General features: G+C 71.8%; 18 protein-coding genes. 14 read left to right on the forward strand and 4 right to left on the reverse strand.

All coding sequences use genetic code 11. From position 1 onward, the window contains the following. Window positions 1–156: 156 nt before the first annotated feature. The gene (locus tag PYR72_RS10485; protein WP_275455064.1) at window positions 157–930 is read left to right on the forward strand and encodes a glucose 1-dehydrogenase; all 774 of its coding nucleotides are present in this window, start codon (window positions 157–159) and stop codon (window positions 928–930) included. Window positions 931–1135: 205 nt separating this feature from the next. Here the strand turns inward: PYR72_RS10485 and PYR72_RS10490 are convergent, their stop codons facing one another. Further along, window positions 1136–2137 carry a ScbA/BarX family gamma-butyrolactone biosynthesis protein gene (locus tag PYR72_RS10490; RefSeq protein ID WP_275455065.1) on the reverse strand — a complete coding sequence of 334 codons (1002 nt, stop codon included), beginning with the start codon at window positions 2135–2137 and terminating at the stop codon, window positions 1136–1138. A 177-nt stretch (window positions 2138–2314) separates the two neighbouring features. On the opposite strand from PYR72_RS10490, the gene PYR72_RS10495 reads away from it, so the two are divergent. Further along, window positions 2315–2956: a ScbR family autoregulator-binding transcription factor gene (locus PYR72_RS10495; RefSeq protein WP_275455066.1), complete on the forward strand. Its 642-nt coding sequence runs from the start codon at window positions 2315–2317 to the stop codon at window positions 2954–2956. Between the two features lie 844 nt (window positions 2957–3800). Here the strand turns inward: PYR72_RS10495 and PYR72_RS10500 are convergent. Continuing rightward, window positions 3801–4523, reverse strand: coding sequence for a ScbR family autoregulator-binding transcription factor (locus PYR72_RS10500; protein ID WP_275455067.1), 723 nt, complete (start codon window positions 4521–4523; stop codon window positions 3801–3803). Window positions 4524–4689: 166 nt separating this feature from the next. Here PYR72_RS10500 and PYR72_RS10505 point away from each other — a divergent pair, with 166 nt between their 5' ends. Next, window positions 4690–5937 (forward strand): transposase, encoded by a 1248-nt coding sequence (locus tag PYR72_RS10505; RefSeq protein ID WP_275455068.1) that lies wholly within the window; start codon window positions 4690–4692, stop codon window positions 5935–5937. Here PYR72_RS10505 and PYR72_RS10510 read toward each other — a convergent pair. Further along, window positions 5917–6828, reverse strand: coding sequence for a shikimate dehydrogenase (locus PYR72_RS10510; protein ID WP_275455069.1), 912 nt, complete (start codon window positions 6826–6828; stop codon window positions 5917–5919). The two genes, PYR72_RS10505 and PYR72_RS10510, sit on opposite strands and share 21 nt — an antisense overlap. Before the next feature lie 514 nt (window positions 6829–7342). Here PYR72_RS10510 and wrbA point away from each other — a divergent pair. The 8 genes from wrbA to PYR72_RS10550 all read left to right on the forward strand — a co-directional run bounded on the left by wrbA (window position 7343) and on the right by PYR72_RS10550 (window position 14043). Then, window positions 7343–7957: an NAD(P)H:quinone oxidoreductase gene (gene wrbA, locus PYR72_RS10515; protein WP_275455070.1), complete on the forward strand. Its 615-nt coding sequence runs from the start codon at window positions 7343–7345 to the stop codon at window positions 7955–7957. Between the two features lie 241 nt (window positions 7958–8198). Next, entirely contained in the window at window positions 8199–9404 is a 1206-nt protein-coding gene (locus PYR72_RS10520) for a 3-hydroxybenzoate 6-monooxygenase (protein ID WP_275455071.1), read from the forward strand. Between the two features lie 47 nt (window positions 9405–9451). Continuing rightward, window positions 9452–10942: an ABC transporter substrate-binding protein gene (locus PYR72_RS10525; protein WP_275455072.1), complete on the forward strand. Its 1491-nt coding sequence runs from the start codon at window positions 9452–9454 to the stop codon at window positions 10940–10942. 129 nt (window positions 10943–11071) lie between these two features. Then, a complete protein-coding gene (locus PYR72_RS10530; protein WP_275455073.1) occupies window positions 11072–11689 on the forward strand; it encodes a nucleotidyltransferase family protein in 618 nt (205 codons plus the stop codon). Further along, window positions 11673–11978, forward strand: coding sequence for a BON domain-containing protein (locus PYR72_RS10535; RefSeq protein WP_275455074.1), 306 nt, complete (start codon window positions 11673–11675; stop codon window positions 11976–11978). Before PYR72_RS10530 ends, PYR72_RS10535 begins: the two co-directional genes overlap by 17 nt. After that, the gene (locus PYR72_RS10540) at window positions 11975–12730 is read left to right on the forward strand and encodes a metallophosphoesterase (protein WP_275455075.1); all 756 of its coding nucleotides are present in this window, start codon (window positions 11975–11977) and stop codon (window positions 12728–12730) included. Before PYR72_RS10535 ends, PYR72_RS10540 begins: the two co-directional genes overlap by 4 nt. Window positions 12731–12848: 118 nt before the next feature. Then, a complete protein-coding gene (locus PYR72_RS10545) occupies window positions 12849–13268 on the forward strand; it encodes a hypothetical protein (protein WP_275455076.1) in 420 nt (139 codons plus the stop codon). An 88-nt stretch (window positions 13269–13356) separates the two neighbouring features. After that, window positions 13357–14043 (forward strand): DUF6766 family protein, encoded by a 687-nt coding sequence (locus PYR72_RS10550; protein ID WP_275455077.1) that lies wholly within the window; start codon window positions 13357–13359, stop codon window positions 14041–14043. A 21-nt stretch (window positions 14044–14064) separates the two neighbouring features. On the opposite strand, the gene PYR72_RS10555 is transcribed toward PYR72_RS10550, so the two are convergent. Then, window positions 14065–15957, reverse strand: coding sequence for an ABC transporter ATP-binding protein (locus PYR72_RS10555; RefSeq protein ID WP_275460375.1), 1893 nt, complete (start codon window positions 15955–15957; stop codon window positions 14065–14067). Window positions 15958–16105: 148 nt separating this feature from the next. On the opposite strand from PYR72_RS10555, the gene PYR72_RS10560 reads away from it, so the two are divergent. The 3 genes from PYR72_RS10560 to PYR72_RS10570 all read left to right on the forward strand — a co-directional run bounded on the left by PYR72_RS10560 (window position 16106) and on the right by PYR72_RS10570 (window position 20913). Beyond that, window positions 16106–17074 (forward strand): lysylphosphatidylglycerol synthase transmembrane domain-containing protein, encoded by a 969-nt coding sequence (locus PYR72_RS10560; RefSeq protein ID WP_275455078.1) that lies wholly within the window; start codon window positions 16106–16108, stop codon window positions 17072–17074. Between the two features lie 314 nt (window positions 17075–17388). Then, on the forward strand, window positions 17389–18471 hold the full coding sequence (locus tag PYR72_RS10565; protein ID WP_275455079.1) for a mechanosensitive ion channel family protein: 1083 nt from the start codon (window positions 17389–17391) through the stop codon (window positions 18469–18471). 222 nt (window positions 18472–18693) lie between these two features. Further along, window positions 18694–20913 (forward strand): NADP-dependent isocitrate dehydrogenase, encoded by a 2220-nt coding sequence (locus tag PYR72_RS10570; protein WP_275455080.1) that lies wholly within the window; start codon window positions 18694–18696, stop codon window positions 20911–20913. Window positions 20914–21033: the final 120 nt, after the last annotated feature.

Here is a 21033-nt window from a genome sequence, read left to right on the forward strand (position 1 = left end):
GGCCGAATAGAGCGGCGGTCGAGCGGGACGGCCGAGTGGGACGGCGGCCGAGCGGGACGGCCGAGTGGGACGGAAAAAGCGAAGTATCTTGCGTCATCGCCCAATTGAGAGACGCTATTCCGTTCTGTGACGACCCAGTTGCGCTATGAAGTGGGCATGACATCCTCAGGGAGTGGACTTCTCGCCGACAAGGTCGCCCTCATCACGGGCGCGAGCAGCGGGATCGGCGCGGCCGCCGCAAGGGTCTTCGCACGCGAAGGCGCCAGCGTGCTGCTCGTGGCGCGCCGGGAGAGACAACTGGCCGAGCTGGTCGACGCGTTGCAGGCCGACGGGTACAAAGCGCGGTACGCGGTCGCCGACGTGGCGCGCGGCAGCGAGGTGGCCGAGGCGGTACGCGCGGCAGTCGAGCACTTCGGGCGACTGGACGTGGCCTTCAACAACGCCGGGTACGGAGTGGGGCAGACCCCGCTCCATCTGATCGACGACGAGACGTACGACCGGATCATGGACACCAACGTCCGCGGAGTCTGGAACTGCCTGCGCCACGAGATCGCCGCGATGCTGGAGACGGGCGGCGGCTCCATCGTCAACACCAGCAGCGTGGGCGGCCTGGTGGCGACGCCGGTCGCGGCGCCCTATGTCACCTCCAAGCACGCGGTCGTCGGTCTGACCCGGGCGGCGGCGGCCGAGTACGCCGGCCAGGGGATCCGGGTCAACGCGGTGGCTCCGGGGACGACACGCAGCGAGATGGTGACCGACTGGTTCCGGGAGAACCCCGCCGTGGAGCCGATACTCCATCAGCTGACCCCGCAGTCGCGGACGGCGGAACCCGAGGAGATCGCCGAGGCGGCGGCCTGGCTGTGCAGCGAACGCGCCTCGTTCGCCACCGGTGTGGTCCTGCCGGTGGACGGCGGCTTCACGATCCTCTGACCGGACGGCGAACGGGGTTCCGCGCCATGCGGAACCCCGTTCGCCATGTCTGTGACACTCGATCGTGCGCGGCGCGCTCGTCACGTGGTTCGCGCTCGTCACGTGGTTCGCGCTCGTCGCGTGGTTCGCGCTCGTCGCGTGCGCCGCGACCGGTGTCCGTCGCCTCCGCCGTGGCGGCCGGCGAGCCCCCTCCCCCGAGGCTCGCCTATGCGGCGGTGGGCACCGCCAGGACGATCGTGCTGGTGAACGCCGTACGGCCGTCCTGTTCGGCCCGTACGGAGACGACCCTGACCGCAGGATCGGCCGACTCGCACTCCTCCGCCTCGATCAGGCAGGGCGCGTCGAACTCCACGTACCGCTCGAAGGTGTTCTCGGTGGAGAGCACCGTGCTGCCGGGAGCGAGGACCCGGGTGACCTGTCGGGCGGCCTCCAGCAGCACCATGCCGGGGATGTGGTCGTTGGGGTGCTCGAAGAGGATGGGGTGCCGCTGGTCGGCCCGCAGCAGCCACCGGCCCGCGGAGTCCCCCGGGGTGAGCACCACGTCCGGGGCGTACCGGCGGTCGACCAGCGCCGGCTCGACCGGCGCGGCCAGCGGTGCCTGGACCCGGGCGCCCTGCGTCAGCCGCTCGCCGCGGATCCGGCGGTAGACCTGCGGCCGGAGCATGCTGGCCTTCGCCACGCCCGAGCCCACCGGCCGGCCGTCGCGCATGATGTCGACGTGGAAGTCCACCCCGGCCAACTGCCCGCCCCGGCGCCGCACGTTCTCCGTGGTGATGGACAGCTCCAGTTCGGCCGGCGTCCCGAATATCTGCAACTGCGCGGGATCACAGGTGTATTCGAGGCCGTTGAGGATGAAGTGGCTGTCGAGGGGAACCCCGAACTCGGCGTGCGAGAGCAGGGTGCCGACCTGACGGATGGTCTCCGCGACCAGCGTCGGGTCGTAGTGCTCCCCGCACGAGGACGTGAAGTAGCTGTGGGCGCGCGGCCACTGCGCGGAGGCCACGAAGCGGGAATCGTCCAGGCGCTGCCACCCGGTCAGGAGCACCTCGGCCACGGCGGCGCGGTGGACGTACTCCTTGGGCACCGTGGTGGTGAAGCGCGACTGTCGTCTCTGGGCCGGGATGAAGACCTCGGAGCTGGAATCGGAGCCGTAGAGCCGGTCGAGCAGCGGAAGCGGGGCTTCCAGTTCCACGTCATTCTCGAGCATTGTTACGGACATGTCCCCCCCAAAAGGAGATTCGAACCCCTGTCGGCTCCATCACAATACAGGTCAGCCGGTTTTTTTCCAGCGTCTGAGGGCATCGACTTGGTAAGTTGTCGTACCGGCCGTTCCGAGGACCACTCCGGTCGGCGGTGGCAGAACCTCGAGCACAGGAGAAACCGCATGGCACAGCAGGCGCGGGCAGTGGAGACGAGGCGGCTGATCCTGCAGGGCGCGGCGTTGGTCTTCGACGAGATGGGCTACGACGCGGCGTCGATCAAGGAGATCCTCTCCCGGGTGTCGGTGACCAAGGGCGCCCTGTACTTCCACTTCCCGTCCAAGGAGGACCTGGCGCGCGGCGTGCTGGAGGAGCAGACGCTCCACCTGCACGTGTCACCCCAGACGTCCAAGCTGCAGGAGGTGATCGACCTGACCATGGCGGTCGCGCACGCGCTGCCGAACGACGCGATGCTGCGCGCCGGGAGCCGTCTGGCGCTGGAACGGGGGTCCATCGACTTCGCGGCGCACAGCCCCTTCCTGGCCTGGGCCAAGGTGTGCGAGGACCTGCTGGAACAGGCGCGGCGCGACGGCGAGGTACTGCCGCACGTCGACTGCCACGAGACGGCGGAGCTGATCGTCGGATCCTTCACCGGGATCCAGGCGTTCTCCCAGATCAGCTCGGCTCTGCTGGATCTGGAGAAGCGGGTGTCGGCGATGTGGAAGCACATCCTGCCGTCCGTCGCCATCCCGGCCGCACTCGCCCGCCTGGACACGGCCCCGGACCGCGGCGCCCGTCTGCAGGAGGCGGCGCTCGCCCGGCAGTGACCAGGGGGCCCTCGGCCGCTTCGAGCGGCAGGCGGGCCCCGGGCCGGCGGTGCCTGCGGCCGCTCGACACACCCCGGCACGGGGCCGGCAGCCGACACGCACCACGGACGCACAACGGGCAGGCCCGGCGCCGCTGAGCATGCGCGGGCGCCCGGCCGACCGAGATCCGGGGGCGCACCCCGCCCCCGGCCCCGTCGGCAGCCGCGACACCAGGCGCGCGCTCAGCCCGCTTCGGCCGACGGCCACCCGGGCGCAAGGACATGCCGACCCGCGCCGATCACCAGCGCGGGCGCTCGGCCTGCCCTGAGACGGCAGAACGCAGCCCGCCCCGGCGGACGCGCGAGCGGCACGAGGAACGGCACGCGGGAATCAATACCGGGGAACTCAACCCACGTCGGCGCAGCCCGTACGCCGGCTCACCGTCCGCGCGGCGACCGCCCACGAACGGCACGAAGGGCATCGGCCACCTGGGCCGATGCCGGGCAGCGACCAGCCGGCTCGCCCTGATCGCACAGCGACCACTAGCGGTCTCGCCCCGCACCAGCGGCAACCACTAGCGGTTTCGCCCCGATCGACAGCGCGCGATGCCGCGCCCGGCCGCCCCGCCCGGACGCACAGGGCCTCCCCCGGCGCCCACCCCTACCGGCAGGCCCGAGCACCGAGCACCGACCGCCGCCTGACCGCCGCCCGAGGCCGCGAGGCCGCGAGGCCGCGAGGCCGCGAGGCCGCGAGGCCGCGAGGCCGCGAGGCCGCGAGGCCGCGAGGAGCCTACGGACACGCGCCCGTCACCGCTCCGACCAGCGACGACACGCCCCACCCGGGCCCCGCCACACACCTCTCCGCCTCAGCCCACACCCGCTCGGCCCTGCCATCCCGCCCGCTCCCCCGGGCGACCGCGTTCCCGCGTGCCGACGCCGCGCGGTGACGTGCCGCGCGAGGCCGGGAGCGTGACCCGTCCCGCGGGACGCAGGTGGCCGATCCGGTCCGGCGGCACGAGGGCGGGCAGCAGGGACTCCCACACATGGGTGACGGTCGTCGTGGACAGCCAGCTCCGGTCCTGGCGGGAGAGCATCTCGACGCCGGCGGTGGCCGCGGTCAGCAACCGGGCGGCGTGCCCCGGATCCAGGCCGGGCAGCAGCTCCCCCCGGCGTCCGGCCCGCGCCAGCAGGAGCGCCACGGCCCGCCGCCAGCTGGGATAGGCGCCGGGGTGGCCACTGCCGCCAGGCCGGCGCTCGTCGGAGAGCCGCAGACCGGCCCGGAACACCACGTCGTGCCTGATCCGGTGGGCCAGACCGTGCGTCGTGTCGATCAGCACCTGCAGCACGGGCCCTCCGGGCGCCCTGGCCGCCCGGAGGATGATCCGCCAGTCCGCGCTCGCCTGCGCGGCGACGGCCTGGGCCAGCTTCTCCTTCGAGGTGAAGTGGAAGTACAGGGCCCCCTTGGAGACCCTCGCCGCCTCCACGATGTCGCTCAGACTCGTCGCCCCGAACCCCTTCGTGTCGAAGCAGACGGCCGCGGCCCGGACGATCTGCTCCCGGGTGCGTTCGGCTCGCTCCTGGCGTGGCATGGCTTCTCCCCTCGTCACGGCGATCTCCCTCGGGCCCGCGCCAGAGTGCAGCCGGTGAACACCCCCACAATAAACCAACCGTGCGGTATATTATTGCCTCAGGTCGACATCGCTCACCGGGCACCGCGACCTGACGAAGTATAGAAAACCAACCGTCCGGTATTGTATGGTCGATCTCGACGTCCAGCAGAAGGAGGGGGCCATGGAAGGCGTGGAGAGCGATGACCGGGCGCAGACCTGGGGAGACGTCGCGGACGACTTCGTCACCGAGTTCTGCCGGCGGATGCTGGCCTCGCTGAAGCGACGGGACCAGCGCACCCGGGGCGAGTGGTACGTCTCCGGACTGCTGTCCGTGCCGGGACGCAAGTCCATGCGCGCCCTGGCCGCCGTGACCGACCACGGCGCGGCGGAACAGAGCCTGCACCACTTCATCAGCGACTCGTCCTGGGCGTGGGCTCCCGTACGGCAGGCACTCGCCCGCCACCTGGACCGGGTCCTGCTGCCGCAGGCCTGGGTGATCGGCTCCATGGCCATCCCCAAGGCGGGTGCCCACTCCGTCGGTGTCGAGGAGTCCTTCCGCTTCGACCTCGGCCGCGTCGTCAACAGCCAGCAGGCGTACGGCGTCTCGCTGGCCAACGAGCAGTTGAGCGTGCCCGTCAACTGGGGCCTCAACCTGCCGGCCGAGTGGCTGGAGAACGCGGAGCGACGCCGCCGGGCCCGGATCCCGGACGACGCCACGGCCATGAGCGTGGAGGCGGGCGCGGTGCACACGGCGGCCGAACTGGCGCACGCGGCCTGGGGGTTGAGGCGCCGTCCGGTGGTCCTGGACGCCCGCACCCTGGACGCCCCCGTCCTTCTGGACGAGATCACCCGCCGGGGAATCCCCTTCGTCATGCGCGTCGACGGGGCGACCCGGGTGCTCGGCTTCGACCCCGGTCAGCCGCATACGGGCAAACAGCTCTTCCAGGCACGGCAGTTGGTCGAGCGGGGGAAGAAACTGTCCAAGCCGGTCTGCTGGGTCGACCCGGAATACTCGATCACACGGTCGGTCCTGGTGAGCGGAACCAGGGTGACCGTACCGATAGGGGGCGGGCCGGGCCTGCCCGCGCTGCCCGACCAGGCGCTGACGCTCGTCGGCGGCTGGCCGATGCAGAAGGGCGGCTCCCCGGAGCTCTGGCTGTCGAACCTGGTGGACGTGCCGCCGGCCGCACTCCTGCGCCTGGGGCGGCTCACCCGGCGGGCGAGCAAGGACTTCGCCGAGGTCAGCACCCGGGTGGGCATGCGGGACTTCGAAGGACGCTCGTACGCCGGCTGGCACCGCCATGTGACGCTCTGCTCCGTGGCGCACGCGATACTGGTGCTCTCCTCGGCCCGCCGGCAGCACACCGGCGTCTCACATGGACTGTCCGCCTGAGACGGCGGGCTCGGCCTCCAGGCCCGCCCGCCGGACCAGTTCGGCGTGGGCCGCGGCGCGCATCGCGGTGACCGGCACTCCGGTCCGGCCGGTCAGCAGCTCGATCTGCCGCTGGGCCCGGTACAACAGCGGGGACACACCGTCGATCACGATGCCGCCGACGAAGCCCGCCGCCTTGGCCAGCCGGGTCGGCCAGGCCGAACACGCGGCGTCGAGGACGGCCGCGCCGGAGCGGGCGACCCTCGGCGCGAGGGCGTCCGCCGCGCCGACGGGCAGGGTGGAGACCACGACGCCGACGCCGCGGAGCAGCCGGTCCAGCTCGTCGAAACGACGCAGGTCGACCGAGACCCCCAGCCGGCCGGCCGCCGCCTCGGCCTCCCTGGCGCCGCCACGCTCCCTGACCACGACCACCGGCTCCCGGACACCGACCTCCCGCAGGGCGGCCAGCGCGGCGCAGGTCGCAGGTCCACCGCCCAGCACCACGGCGGAACCGGGCGCGTCGAGCCCGGCCTGCCGCAGCGCGGCGACGATGCCGTGCACACCGCAGTGGTCACCGAAACTCCGGCCGTGCCGCAGGACCACCGTGTCCGCGCCCCCCACGTCCAGGGCCAGATCCGACACCTCGTCGACCAGCGGGAGCACCGCCCGCTTCAGCGGCGTGGTCAGGCAGAGCCCGGCCCAGCCGTCGCCGAGCGCGTCGAACAGCGCGGGCAGGGCGGATGCGTCGCACTCGACCGCCTCGCAGTCCCAGCCGAGCCCCATGGCCGCGTAGGCGGCCCGGTGCAGCGTGGGCGACAGGGAGTGGCTCGCCGGCGACCCGAGGACCGCCACGCGGTTGCCCTCGCCGTCTCCGGAAGGTGTCCGGTCCATGGGTGTCCGGTCCGTGTACATGGATCGTGGACGCTCCTTCCGCGTCGGAGAGTGGACTTCGGATATCGGGACAGTTTAGGAGCCGGATCGCCCGGACGGCGCGCCGACTTGACATAGACCGGCGGTGAATCGGATGGCCCGCCCTCTCCTCCCGAACGCCGTCCCGGACTTCCTCCCGAACACCGTCCCGAACCTCATCCCGATCGCACCCTGAACGCATCCTGAACGCGTCCTGACCGTGCCCCGATCCCCCTCTCGTCGCTTTCCCGTTCCCTTCTCGCTCTTCAGCTCTTCTCGATCCTTTCCCGACTCCTCCCGACCCTTGCCCGCCCCCTTCCCCGCCCCTTTCCCGGAGCTTTCCCGGCCCGGCCCCTCCCCCTCGCCCGGCACGTGTTCTTCCGTGCGCCGCCCGCAAGGTGACGAAATCGTGGCGGACCGTTCGCCGTGACACCCACGGCCGAGGAAGAGTCGTTTCTGCGCGGCCCGCTCATCGGCTCGCCCCGTCCGGCAGTCCCTGCGAATTGGAGTTCCGATCGTGACCAACGTCGCCGTCATCTACTACTCGTCCACCGGTCATGTGCACAAGATGGCCGAGGCGGCCGCCGTGTCGGCCGAGAAGGCCGGCGCCGAGGTGCGCCTGCGCAGGGTCGCCGAGACCGCCTCGGAGTCCGTGGTCGCCGCGAGCCCGGAATGGGCCGAGCACGTGGCCGCCACCGGCGGCATCGCCACGGCGACGCTGGAGGACCTGGAGTGGGCGGACGTCCTGCTGTTCGGCACCCCCACCCGCTTCGGCCTGCCGGCCGCCCAGCTGAAGCAGTTCATCGACAGCACCGGCGACCTCTGGAACCAGGGCCGGCTGGTGAACAAGGTGGTCTCCTCGTTCACGTCGACCTCCACCAGCCACGGCGGCCAGGAGAGCACCCTGCTGGCGCTGAACAACACCTTCTACCACTGGGGCGCGATCATCGTGGCCCCCGGTTACGCGGACCCGATCCAGTTCTCCGCCGCCAACGGCAATCCGTACGGCACCAGCCACGTCTCGCACGACACCACCCCTCCCGGCGAGGAGAAGCTGGATGCGATCGATTTCCAGGCCCGCCGCGCGGTCGAGATCGCCACGGCACTCAACATCGGCCTCAAAGCCCTCTGAACCGACTCCGACGCCGTCACGGGCGCGGAAATTCGGGTGAGTTCAGGCGTGTTCCGGTGAATTCAGCGAATACCCGCGCTCGTTCCGGCCGGCACCGGCCTTTCCGGAAGGAAGCGGAATCACGGCAGGCGTTCCGGGACCCCGCGGCGCGTCCTTTCCCGCTCTCGAATCCGCCGCCGGCGGCATGGAGCAGCGCCGGCACGACCGAACGATCCGCCACTACCAGGGAGCGGGAAACGAGATGGCGCAGATACTCGTCGCAGGAGGCGGCATAGGCGGGCTGGCGACCGCGATGAGCGTCGCCCGGCAGGGTCACCGGGTGCTGGTGCTGGAGGGCCGCAGCGACTTCGCCGAACTCGGCGCCGGCATCCAGCTGGCACCCAACGCGTTCCACGCCCTCGACCGGCTCGGCGTCGGGGACTCCGTCCGGGCCCGGGCCGTCCACATCGACGAACTCAGCCTCATGGACGGGACCACGGGACGGCGGATCGCCGGCCTGCCGCTCGACGACACCTACCGCCGGCGCTTCGGCAACCCCTACGCGGTGGTCCGGCGCGTCGACCTGTACGCGCCGCTGCTGCAGGCGTGCCGGGCCTCCTCCGCCGTCCGGCTGCGTACCCGCGCCCGGGTGCTGCGCTACGCACAGGACGACTCGGGCGTGACCGTGGAGCTGGCCTCCGGCGAACGGATCCGCGGCGCCGCGCTGATCGGCGCCGACGGCATCCACTCCGCCGTGCGCGGTCAGCTGGTCGGCGACGGCCGCCCCCGGGTGTCCGGGCACACCATCTACCGCTCCGTCATCCCGATGGAGGCGGTGCCCGAGGAACTGCGCTGGAACACGGTCACCCTGTGGGCCGGACCCGACCGGCACTTCGTCCACTACCCCATCGGCAACGGCAGGTTCCTGAACCTGGCCGCCACCCGTGACGACGGGGCCGCACAGGAGGTCACGGGCACCCCGGTGCCGCGGGAACGGGTGCTCGCCGCCTTCCCCGGGCTCGGCGAGACCCCCCGCAGGCTGCTCGGCCTCGGCGAGGGCTGGCGCTCGTGGGTGCTCTGCGACCGCGACCCGGTCCGGCGGTGGACCGACGGCCGAGTGGTCCTCGTCGGCGACGCGGCCCACCCCATGCTGCAGTACGCGGCCCAGGGCGCCTGCCAGACCCTGGAGGACGCCGTGGTCCTCGGTGATCTGATCGGCACCGAGGAGGCGGACTTCGAGCGGCGGTTCGAGGAGTTCGCCGACGAACGGCTCGACCGCACCGCCGCCGCCCAGCTGGCCGCCCGCGAGATGGGCAGCCGGCTCTTCCACGCGACCGGTGAGGCGGCCCGGCGACGCGACGCCACGCTGGCCGCGCTGTCCGCCCGTGACCTGCGCGACCGGGTCGCGTGGCTGCACGGCGCCCGCGCCGACGCCCGCGGCGCGCGCCCGGCGTACGCGGCCGGCTGAGCACCGCCCCCGACCCCACACCTGAGGACCTGAGGAGACGCACCCGTATGAACATCATCAGCTGGAACGGCACCGAACCGGAGAACCCGCTGGTGCCGGGCGACGCGACCGAGCGCGACAGCGTGAAGATCGTGAACGCCCTGTTCACCGGCCTCGTCGAGTACGACCCGGCAACGGCCGAACCCCGTCCGGCGGTGGCGAAGTCGATGGAGTCGGCCGACTCCCGGGTCTACCGGATCACCCTGCACCGGGGATGGACGTTCCACGACGGCACCCCGGTGACCGCCGCGAGCTTCGTCGACGCCTGGAACTACACCGCCTACGGCCCCAACGGACTGCAGGGCGCCGAGTACCTGTCCCACATCCAGGGCTACGAGGCGACCCAGAGCGGATCGACGGACGAGCTGTCGGGGCTGAAGGTGATCGACGACCACACCTTCGAGGTGACCCTGTCGGCACCGTTCTCCGCGTTCGTCACCCAGCTGGGCTACACCGCGTTCTTCCCGCTCCCGGAGGCGTTCTTCGCCGACCGTGCGGCGTTCGAGGCCCACCCGATCGGCAACGGACCGTTCCGCTACGACTCGCGCGTCCCCGGCGAGCACATCCTGCTGCGGCGCTACGACGCCTACGCCGGGGTCCGCATCCCGAGCGTGGACGGTGTGGAGTTCCGGTTCTACCGCATGCTGGAGGACGCCTACGCGGACGTGGTGGCGAACAAGCTCGACTACCTCGACTTCGTCCCGGCGGACGCGCTCGACGGCGGCAGGTACAAGCAGGAGCTGGCCGGACGCTGCGTCTCCAAGCCGTACATGGGAGTGCAGTCGATCTCCTTCCCGATGCACGACGAGCGTTTCGCCGACCCGCGACTGCGCCAGGCGCTCTCCATGGCCATCGACCGGCAGTACGTGATCGACAAGGCGTTCGACGGCGACAAGATGCTGCCGGACGGCCTGGTGCCGCCGATCGTGCCCGGGTACGGCGGCGGGGCGGGCGGCGAGCTGTGCACCTACCAGCCGGAGAAGGCGCGGGCGCTGTTCGAGGCGTCCGGTTTCCAGGGCCCCATCGAGCTGACCTCGAACGACGACTCGGCGAACCAGGTGTGGATCGACGCGGCCTGCGAGACGATCACCGCGGCCCTGGGTGTCGAGGCACGCTACGCGCCGGTGCCGACCTTCGGCGAGTTCCGCAAGCTGATCAACGAGCGGAAGATCAGCACGGTCTTCCGCTCCGGCTGGGTGGCGGACTACCCGTCCATCGAGAACTTCCTCAACCCGATCTTCCGCACGGGCGCGGCCGTCAACGGCTCCGGATACTCCAACCCGGAGGTGGACGCGCTGCTGGCCGAGGCGGACGCGGCTCCGACCGAGCAGGAGGGCTGGGCGCTCTACCAGCGGGCGGAGAAGCTGATCCTCCAGGACATGCCCGCGATCCCGCTGTGGTACCAGAAGGTGGAGTCGGGCTGGTCCACCCGGACGAAGAACGTCACCGTCACTCCGCTGCTCCAGCTGGACCTGTTCGATGTGACGCTGGAGGACTGACCCCCCTCGCGAGAGGCCCGTCACCGCGGTCCGCACCGGCCGCGACGGCGGGCCTCTCGCCTGTCCGGGCCCTCCCGGCCCGGGCCCGCCCATCTGGCCATCGGCACGGGCCGCACTATCGTGGAGGGCATGGGCGATCTCGCCGGCCCGGACGAGGACGGGCTTCCCCCCGACCGGACCCAGGCCATCCTCGAAGCGGCGAAGGAGGTCGCGTCGCTGCTCAAGGCCGGTGGACACCCGTTCGCGCTGGCCGGCGGCGTCGCGGTGTACGCCCACGGCGGGCCGGGGACGCTCCAGCACGACGTCGACTTCTGTGTGCTGCCGGAGGACATCGACGCCGTCACCGCCACCCTGGAGGCGGCGGACCTGGCCGTGGTGCAGCCGCCGGAGGACTGGCTGCTGAAGACCCGCAGCCAGGGCCAGGAGGTCGACCTGATCTTCCGGCCGTCCCGGGCGCCCGTCACCCGGGCGCTGCTGGACCGGGCCGAGGTGCTGTCGGTGCAGTCCGTGTGGATGCCCGTGCTCGCGGCGACGGACCTGCTCGTGGGGCGGCTCATGGCGTTCTCCGAGCACTACTGCGACTTCGGTGCCGTGCTGCCGATCGCCCGTGCCCTGCGCGAGAAGATCGACTGGAGCCGGGTGCGCGAGGAGTGCGGTGCCGAGCCGATGCCGGCCGCCTTCCTCTACCTGCTGGAGCGCCTCGACGTGATCGAGCCGGAGGAGACCGGCGATGGCCACCGGACCTGAACCCCCACCGGGCGGCGGAGCGGACGAGCGAGCCGCCCGCGCGGCCGGGCACACCGAGTACCGCATAGCCCACCTGGAGGAACGGCTCGCCCGGAGCGACCTGGCCGAACTCGGGATGCGGATCGAGGCGCGCGGCGACGCCGTGCACATCACCGGCACGGTGTCCACCGCGGCCGACCGTGAGGCGATCCTGCGCCTGGCGTCCCGGGAACTGCCGGGCGTGCCCGTGCGGGCCGACATCGCGCTGGCCGACGTCACCGCGCCGGACCGTGCCGAGGAGCTGTCGTGATCCGGGTCGCGGCCGTCGGGGACATCCACCTCGGCCCGGACGGGCGGGGTCTGCTCCGCCCGGCGTTCGACACCCTGCGCGACCACGCCGACCTGCTGCTGCTCGCCGGGGATCTCACCCGGCACGGCACCCCCGAGGAGGCCCGTGTGGTCGCCGACGAGGTGGCGGGACTGCCGGTTCCGGTGATCGCCGTCCTCGGCAACCACGACCACCACGCCGAGTGCCCCGATGACGTGACGGCCGTGCTGCGGGAGGCGGGGGTGACCGTGCTGGAGGGCGAGCGCACCGTCGTCGAGGTCGACGGGACACGGGTCGGGGTCGCCGGCACCAAGGGGTTCGGCGGCGGCTTCGCCGGGCGCAGCGGCAGCGAGTTCGGCGAACCGGAGATGAAGGCCTTCGTCCGTCACACCCGGGGGCTCGCGGACGGACTGCGGCGCGCTCTGGAGGAGCTGGCGCAGGACGGCTGCGCGGTCCGTGTCGCGCTCACCCACTTCTCCCCCGTACCGGACACACTCGTCGGTGAACCGCTGGAGATCTATCCCTTCCTGGGCAGTTACCTCCTGGCCGAGGCGATGGACGAGGCCGGTGCCGATCTGGCCGTCCACGGCCACGCCCATCTGGGCACCGAGCACGGCATCACCAGCGGTGGTGTGCGGGTGCGCAATGTCGCCCAGCCGGTGATCCGGCGCGCCTTCGCGGTGTACGGGCTGCCGGTGGGCGTGGCACCCGCCCGGGACACGGGCGGTCCGTAGCGGCGTTGCCCCGGCCGGGGGACGCCGGTTCCGGGGCTCGCGCGGCACCCTCGGTGGGGCTCGCGGGCGGGGTTACCGTCCCCCGACACGACGTGGACGGCCGGACGGGAGGCCCTGGATGCCCTGGCGGCGGCGACGAGGGACGGCGGCGGGAGCCGTGCTGCTGCTGACGGCCGGCTGCGGGTCGGTCGAGGCGCGGCAGACGGCGGCGCTGCGGACGGCCGTCGCCTTCGAGCGGGCCCTGGGCGCCGAGGACGGGGTGGCCGTGTGCGCGGTGCTGGCGCCCGGCGTACGGGACGAGGTGGAGCAGTCCGCCCGGATGCCGTGCGCGGAAGGTGTCCTGGAGGAGGAGGTCCCGTTCGTGGCGGCGGCCGGGGAGGCGTCCGCGGGCGTCGATGTCCACGGCCGCCAGGCCCGGGTGGTGTTCTCCTCGGACACCCTGTTCCTGTCGCTGTTCACCGGGGGCTGGAAGGTCGTCGCCGCCGGGTGCGTCCCGCGTCCCGAGCGGCCGTACCGGTGTCTGCTGAAGGGTGGGTGAGAAACGCCGTGCGCGTCATGTTCGCCCTGTGCCTGCTGGTGATCGCGGGCGGTCTGGCCTACTGCGTCACGCTGGGGGTGCTGCACCGATGACCCGGTCGCCACGCCGGTTCCTGCGCGAGAACGGTCTGGGGCTCACCTTCCTGGTCCTGTTCGCCCTCGCCCTGACGGGCCAGGCCGTCGCCGGTCACGCCGACTTCGACAACCGGCTCGCGGCCGACGACCTCCAGCGGATCACCCTCGGCGAGTACGTGACGTCCTCGGACTTCGCCGTCGACGTGATGGAGAACTGGCAGTCCGAGTACCTCCAGTTCTTCCTCTACCTCCTGCTCACGGTCTGGCTGGTGCAACGCGGTTCGCCGGAGTCCAAGCACCCGGACAGCATCGGCACCGAGTCGGACGAGGAGCAGCGGGTGGGGCCGCACGCCCGCCCAGAGTCCCCCCGCTGGGCGGCCGCCGGCGGGCTGCGGCTGCGGCTGTACGCCAGTTCGCTGGGGTACGTCATGGGGGCCGTCTTCGTCCTGTCGTGGCTGGCCCAGTCGATCACGGGTGTGGCGGCGTACAACGAGGAGCAGCTCAGGGGGCTCCAGGCTCCCGACACCTGGGCCGAGTACGTGCTCTCGGCCGACTTCTGGAGCCGTACGCTGCAGAACTGGCAGTCGGAGTTCCTCGCCATCGCCTCCATGGCGATCCTCTCGATCTATCTGCGCCAGCGCGGTTCCCCGGAGTCCAAGCCGGTGGGCGCCGCTCATACGGCGACCGGCGTCGAGGGCTGAACCCCGGGGGACGCGGCGCGGCTACGCTACGCCGACCGGCGCCTGCTCCTCGGGGTCCGCCGTCTTCTCGAACTGCGTCCGGTACAGCTCGGCGTACCGTCCGCCGGCCGCCAGCAGCTCCTCGTGGCGCCCGCGTTCCACGATCCGGCCCGCCTCGACGACGAGGATCTGGTCGGCGGTGCGCACCGTGGACAGGCGGTGGGCGATGACCACGGCCGTCCTGCCCTCCAGCGCCTCGGCCAGTGCCTCCTGGACGGCGGCCTCCGAGGTGTTGTCGAGGTGGGCGGTGGCCTCGTCGAGGATGACGACGCGCTGGCGGGCCAGGAGCAGCCGGGCGATCGTCATGCGCTGGCGTTCGCCGCCGGAGAGCCGGTAGCCGCGTTCGCCGACGACGGTGTCGAGGGCGTCGGGCAGGGCGCGGACGAGGTCGTCGAGGCGGGCCCGGCGCAGCACCTCCCACAGGTCGTCGTCGGTGGCGTCGGGGCGGGCGAGGAGCAGGTTGGCGCGGACGGTGTCGTGGAAGAGGTGGCCGTCCTGGGTGACCATGCCGAGGGTGGCGCGCAGTGCTGCCGCGCTGAGGTCGCGCACGTCGACGCCGCCGACGCGGACGGCCCCCGCGTCCGCGTCGTACAGCCGGGGCAGCAGCTGGGCCACGGTCGACTTGCCGGCGCCGGAGGAGCCGACGAGCGCCACGGTCCGACCGGGTTCGGCGCGGAAGGAGATGCCGTGCAGGACCTCGGCGCCGCCCCGGTTGTCGAGGGACGCCACCTCCTCCAGGGAGGCGAGGGAGACCTTGTCGGCGGACGGGTAGCCGAAGCGGACGTCGTCGAACTCCACGGCCACCGGGCCGTCGGGGACCTCGCGGGCGTCGGGCTTCTCCTCGATGAGCGGCTTGAGGTCCAGTACCTCGAAGACGCGCTCGAAGCTCACCAGGGCGCTCATGACCTCGACGCGTGCCCCGGCCAGCGCGGTCAGGGGGGCGTACAGCCGGGTCAGCAGCAGCGCCAGGGACACGATCGCGCCCGCGTCCAGGGTGCCGCGCAGCGCGAACCAGCCGCCGAGGCCGTACACCAGGGCGAGCGCGAGGGCCGAGACGAGGGTGAGGGCGGTGATGAACGCCGACTGGGCCATCGCCGTACGGATGCCGATGTCCCGCACCCGGGCGGCGCGTTCGGCGAACTCGGCGGACTCGTCGTCGGGCCGTCCGAACAGCTTGACGAGGGTGGCGCCGGGTGCCGAGAAGCGCTCGGTCATCCGGGTGCCCATCGCCGCGTTGAGGTCGGCGGCCTCTCTCTGGAGCCGGGCCATCCGGCGGCCCATGCGCCGGGCGGGGACCACGAAGACCGGCAGCAGGACGAGGGAGAGCAGGGTGATCTGCCAGGAGAGCGTGAGCATGACGGCGAGGGTGAGCAGCAGGGTGACCAGGTTGCTCACCACTCCGGACAGGGTGTTGCTGAAGGCCCGTTGGGCGCCGATGACGTCGTTGTTGAGACGACTGACGAGCGCTCCCGTACGAGTACGTGTGAAGAACGCGACCGGCATGCGCTGCACATGATCGAAGACGGCGGTCCGCAGATCGAGGATGAGTCCCTCGCCGAGCGTCGCGGACAGGCGCCGGCCGAGCAGGCCGAGCGCCGCCTCGGCGACCGCGATGACGGCGATGAGCACGGCAAGGCGGACGACATGTGCCTCGTCCCCGCCCGACACGATCACATCCACGACGTTCCCCGCGAGCACCGGCGTCGCCACGGCGAGCAGCGCGGTCACGACACCGAGGAGGACGAACCACGCGATACGGCGACGATGTGGACGGGCGAAGGCGCCGATACGCCGTAGTGTCGCGCGGGCGAAGGGGCGGGTGTGCCGCTGTGCGGTCATCATGCCCTGCAGCTGGGTCCAGGCGGTGGTCTCCATACTCATGGGGAGGACGCTAGGACCTCGACCGAACTTGAGGTCAAGGCGTGGGGGCCGGTGGCCTCGGGTCACCTGGTCCCCCGCCGGTCGGCCGCCGTCCGCGCGTGCGCAACCCGGTGTTGGCCGGGCGCGGAGACCCTCTGCGAGTGTGACAGCGATACGACTCCCCCTCTCGTGGCGGCTCGCCGGGCGGGTTCCGGTGCGGCGGATCCTCTGGCCGGTTCCCCTGGTCCTGGTGCTCGTGGTGGCCGTGCGCCATCGCTCCGTCCTCGCCGAGGGGTTCGAACGGCTCGCGACCGCGCGCTGGCCCTGGCTGGCCGTGGCGCTCGGTGCGACCTGTCTGACCTGGGTCGCGGCGGCGGTGACCCGGCAGGGCGCGCTCGTCGAACGGCTGCCCGCGGGGCGGCTGCTGGCCACCCAGTTCGCGGCGGGCGCGGCGAACCACCTGCTGCCGACCGGGCTGGGCGCGAGCGCGGTGAACCTGCGGTTCATGACGGTGTGCGGGGTGTCGCTGCCCCGCTCGTCGGCGGCGCTCGCGCTGTATCTGCTCGCCGAGTCCGTCGCCCGCGTCGGTCTGCTGCTGGCCCTGTTGCTCGCGTTCCCGCGGGCCCTGCGGCCGGGCCCGCTGCTCCCCGACGGCATGTCGACTCCCCTGCTGGTGGCGGCCGTCGTCACCGCGAGCGTCGCCGTGGCGCTGGTCCTGCTCGTCCGACGGCTGCGTACGGCCGTGTCCCGTTTCGTGCGCACGGCGCTCGGCGAGGCCCGCTCGATCCACGCGCGGCCGGCCCGGGCACTGGCGCTGTGGGGCGGGTCGCTGGCGTTCCCGGCACTCCAGGCGGGCGTACTGGTCGCCGTGGGGCTGGCGTTGGGGCTGGACATCCCGGTGGGGCACATGGCGCTCGCCTATCTCGCCGCCACGGTCGCGGTGGCCCTCGTACCGACCCCGGGCGGTCTCGGCTCGGTGGAGGCCGCGCTCGTGGTCGCCCTGGTGGCGGCGGGTGGCCCGGTGGCGGTGGCGACCGCCGTGGTGCTGGCGTTCCGGATCGTCACGGTCTGGCTGCCGCTGCTGCCGGGCGCGTTGACGCTCGGCGTGCTGGTCCGGCTGAAGGTGATCTGACGCCGCGTGGGACGCTCCCGCGCGGCTCCGGAAGGAGGGGCGGCAGGGGGAGGCGGCCGTACCGCGGTGCACATCCGGACAATCCAGCGGACGCGGGGGCCGCCGTCGGCCGATCCGCGCAGGTCCGGTGCCGATCAGCCGTGCGGATACGGCAGGATGAGCGATCGCGCCCGGCGTCGTACGCACGTCCGGGCAGGCGCTGATCGTGCATCTCGAATTCGAGCAGGTGGCAAGGTGACGACACATCACATACGGCCCACGGGTACCGGCATACGGCCCCGCAGCCGCTCCTCGCGTCCCCCGGGAGGCGACCGATGACCCGGGCCCTCACCCTCGACGACTACCTCGTGGCCGGGATCACCCTGGTCGCGGGCCTGCTGGCCGCGTTCCTGCTGCGGCTGCTGCTGCGCTGGCTCGGCGGCCACGCCACGAAGACCCGCTGGAGCGGTGACGACGTCATCGTCGACACGCTGCGGTCGCTGGTGCCGTGGGGCACGTTCGTCGGCGGCGCGGCGGCCTCGGCGGCGGTGCTGCCGCTGACGAGGACCGTGCAGCACAACGTGAACCAGTCCCTGACCGTGCTGTTCATCCTCGTCGCGACGATCACGTCGGCACGGGTGATCGCCGGTCTGGTGCGCACCCTCGCCCAGTCCCGGGCCGGGGTCGCCGGCTCGGTCACGATCTTCGTGAACATCACCCGGGTCACGGTGCTCGCCATCGGCTGCCTGGTGATCCTCCAGACGCTGGGCATCCCGGTCGCCCCGCTGGTCACCGCTCTCGGTGTCGGCGGTCTCGCGGTGGCACTGGCCCTCCAGGACACCCTCGCCAACCTCTTCGCGGGCATCCACATCCTCGCCTCGAAGACGGTCCAGCCGGGTGACTACATCAAGCTGAGCAGCGGCGAGGAGGGCTATGTCGTCGACATCAACTGGCGCCAGACGACGATCAAGTCGCTCTCCAACAACCTGGTGATCATCCCCAACGGCCAGCTCGCCGGCACCAACATGACCAACTTCAACCAGCCCGAGCAGGACATGACCCTGCTGGTGCAGGTGGGCGTCGGCTACGACAGCGATCTGGAGCACGTCGAGCGGGTCACCAACGAGGTCATCGCCGAGACCATGAAGGAGGTCGAGGGCGCGGTCCCCGACCACGAGCCCGCCGTCCGCTTCCACACCTTCGGCGACTCGCGCATCGGGATGACGGTGATCCTCGGGGTCGGGGAGTTCAGCGACCAGTACCGGATCAAGCACGAGTTCATCAAGCGGCTGCACAAGCGGTACCGGGCGGAGGGGATCAGCGTGCCGGTGCCGCGGCGCGCGATCACGCTCCAGACGGGCGGTGGCAGCGTGGAGATCCCTCATCAGCGGGGGGCTGCCGTCGAGACGGCGCCGTAGGGGACGGTTGTCGGGTGCGGGCGGCTGGGGCCGACCCGGAAAAGCAGGGGCGCAGCCCCGCTTTTCCAGGGGCGCGGGGAACTGCGCGAGAAGCCCCACCGCAGCCGCACCCGACAACGCACCCGTCGTGGCGGTCCCCACACCCCGACCCCTGTCGAGTCCCGCCCCCGTACGAGATATCTTGATGTCGAGCAATGTTGCAGACGTGGAGCGGAGCACCCGGTGACTGACTCGACCATCATCTACACGCACACTGACGAGGCGCCCGCCCTGGCGACCCACTCGTTCCTGCCCGTGATCAAGGCGTACGCCTCGCAGGCCGGTGTCTCCGTCGAGACCCGTGACATCTCGCTGGCCGGGCGCATCATCGCCGTCTTCCCGGAGTACCTCCAGGAGGGGCAGCGCATCCCGGACGCCCTCTCCGAGCTGGGCGAACTGGCGAAGACGCCCGCGGCGAACATCATCAAGCTGCCGAACATCTCGGCGTCGATCCCCCAGCTCAAGGCCGCCGTCGCGGAGCTGCAGAGCCAGGGCTACGCGCTGCCGGACTACCCGGACGACCCGAAGTCCGACGAGGAGCGCGAGATCCGCGCCCGCTACGACAAGATCAAGGGTTCCGCCGTGAACCCGGTCCTGCGTGAGGGCAACTCCGACCGCCGCGCCCCCGCCTCGGTCAAGAACTACGCCAAGACCCACCCGCACCGCATGGGTGCCTGGTCCGCCGACTCCAAGACCAACGTCGCGACCATGGGCGAGAACGACTTCCGCTCCACCGAGAAGTCCGCGGTGATCTCCGAGGCCGGTTCGCTCCGGATCGAACTGGTCGGCGACGACGGCTCCACCACCGTGCTGCGCGAGTCCGTACCCGTCCTCGCGGGCGAGGTCGTCGACGCCTCCGTGATGCGGGTCGCCGCGCTGCGCGAGTTCCTGACCGCGCAGGTCGCCCGCGCCAAGGCCGAGGGCGTGCTGTTCTCCGTGCACCTCAAGGCCACGATGATGAAGGTCTCCGACCCGATCGTCTTCGGTCACGTCGTGCGCGCCTTCTTCCCGAACACGTTCGCCCGGTACGGCGAGACGCTGGCCGCGGCCGGCCTCTCCCCGAACGACGGCCTGGGCGGCATCTTCAAGGGCCTGGAGGCCCTGCCGGAGGGTGCCGAGATCAAGGCCGCCTTCGACGCCGAGCTGGCCGAGGGCCCGGCGCTGGCGATGGTCGACTCCGACAAGGGCATCACCAACCTGCACGTGCCGTCCGACGTCATCGTCGACGCCTCGATGCCGGCCATGATCCGCACCTCCGGCCACATGTGGGGCCCGGACGGCGCCGAGGCCGACACCCTCGCGGTGCTCCCGGACTCCTCGTACTCCGGTGTCTACCAGGTCGTCGTCGACGACTGCCGCGCCAACGGCGCCTACGACCCGTCGACCATGGGCTCCGTCCCGAACGTCGGCCTCATGGCGCAGAAGGCCGAGGAGTACGGCTCCCACGACAAGACCTTCGAGATCCCCGCCACCGGCACGGTCCGCCTCGTCGACCAGGCCGGCAACGTGGTGATCGAGCAGACGGTCTCCGCCGGTGACATCTTCCGCGCCTGCCAGACCAAGGACGACCCGATCCGCGACTGGGTCAAGCTGGCCGTCACCCGCGCCCGCGCCACCGGCGACCCGGCGGTGTTCTGGCTGGACGAGACCCGCGCGCACGACGCCAACCTAATCGCCAAGGTCAACGCCTACCTGCCGGAGCACGACACCGAGGGCCTGGACATCCGTATCCTCGCCCCGGTCGAGGCCACCAAGCTGTCGGTGGAGCGCATCCGCCGCGGCGAGAACACCATCTCGGTGACCGGCAACGTGCTGCGTGACTACCTCACCGACCTGTTCCCGATCCTGGAGCTGGGCACCAGCGCCAAGATGCTGTCGGTCGTCCCGCTGATGGCGGGCGGCGGCCTCTTCGAGACGGGCGCCGGCGGCTCCGCCCCGAAGCACGTCCAGCAGCTGGTCAAGGAGGACTACCTGCGCTGGGACTCCCTCGGTGAGTTCTTCGCGCTGGTCCCGTCCCTGGAGCAGTACGCGACGGCCACCGGCAACACCAAGGCCAAGGTGCTCGCCGACACCCTGGACCGCGCCACGGCGACCTTCCTCAACGAGGACAAGTCCCCCTCGCGTCGCGTCGGCGGCATCGACAACCGCGGCAGCCACTTCTTCCTGTCCCTGTACTGGGCCCAGGAGCTGGCCGCCCAGACCGACGACGCCGACCTGGCCAAGGTCTTCGCCCCGCTCGCCGAGACCCTCACGGCGAACGAGCAGAAGATCGTGGACGAGCTGATCGCCGTCCAGGGCAAGCCGGCCGACATCGGCGGCTACTACCAGCCCGACCCGGCCAAGGCCGCCGCGGTCATGCGTCCGTCGGCCACCTGGAACGAGGCGCTGGCGAACTTCGCCTGAGCCGACCTCGCACCTCCGTGCGGGCCCGCGCGCCCGCACACCGCCGCCCCCGGCCGGGACTCCTCCCGGCCGGGGGCGGCTCCGCTGTGTCCTGCTGTCCGGACGGCCGGCATCTCCCAA

This window comes from Streptomyces sp. VNUA24, from assembly GCF_029167005.1.
Classification (GTDB): Bacteria; Actinomycetota; Actinomycetes; order Streptomycetales; family Streptomycetaceae; genus Streptomyces; species Streptomyces scabiei.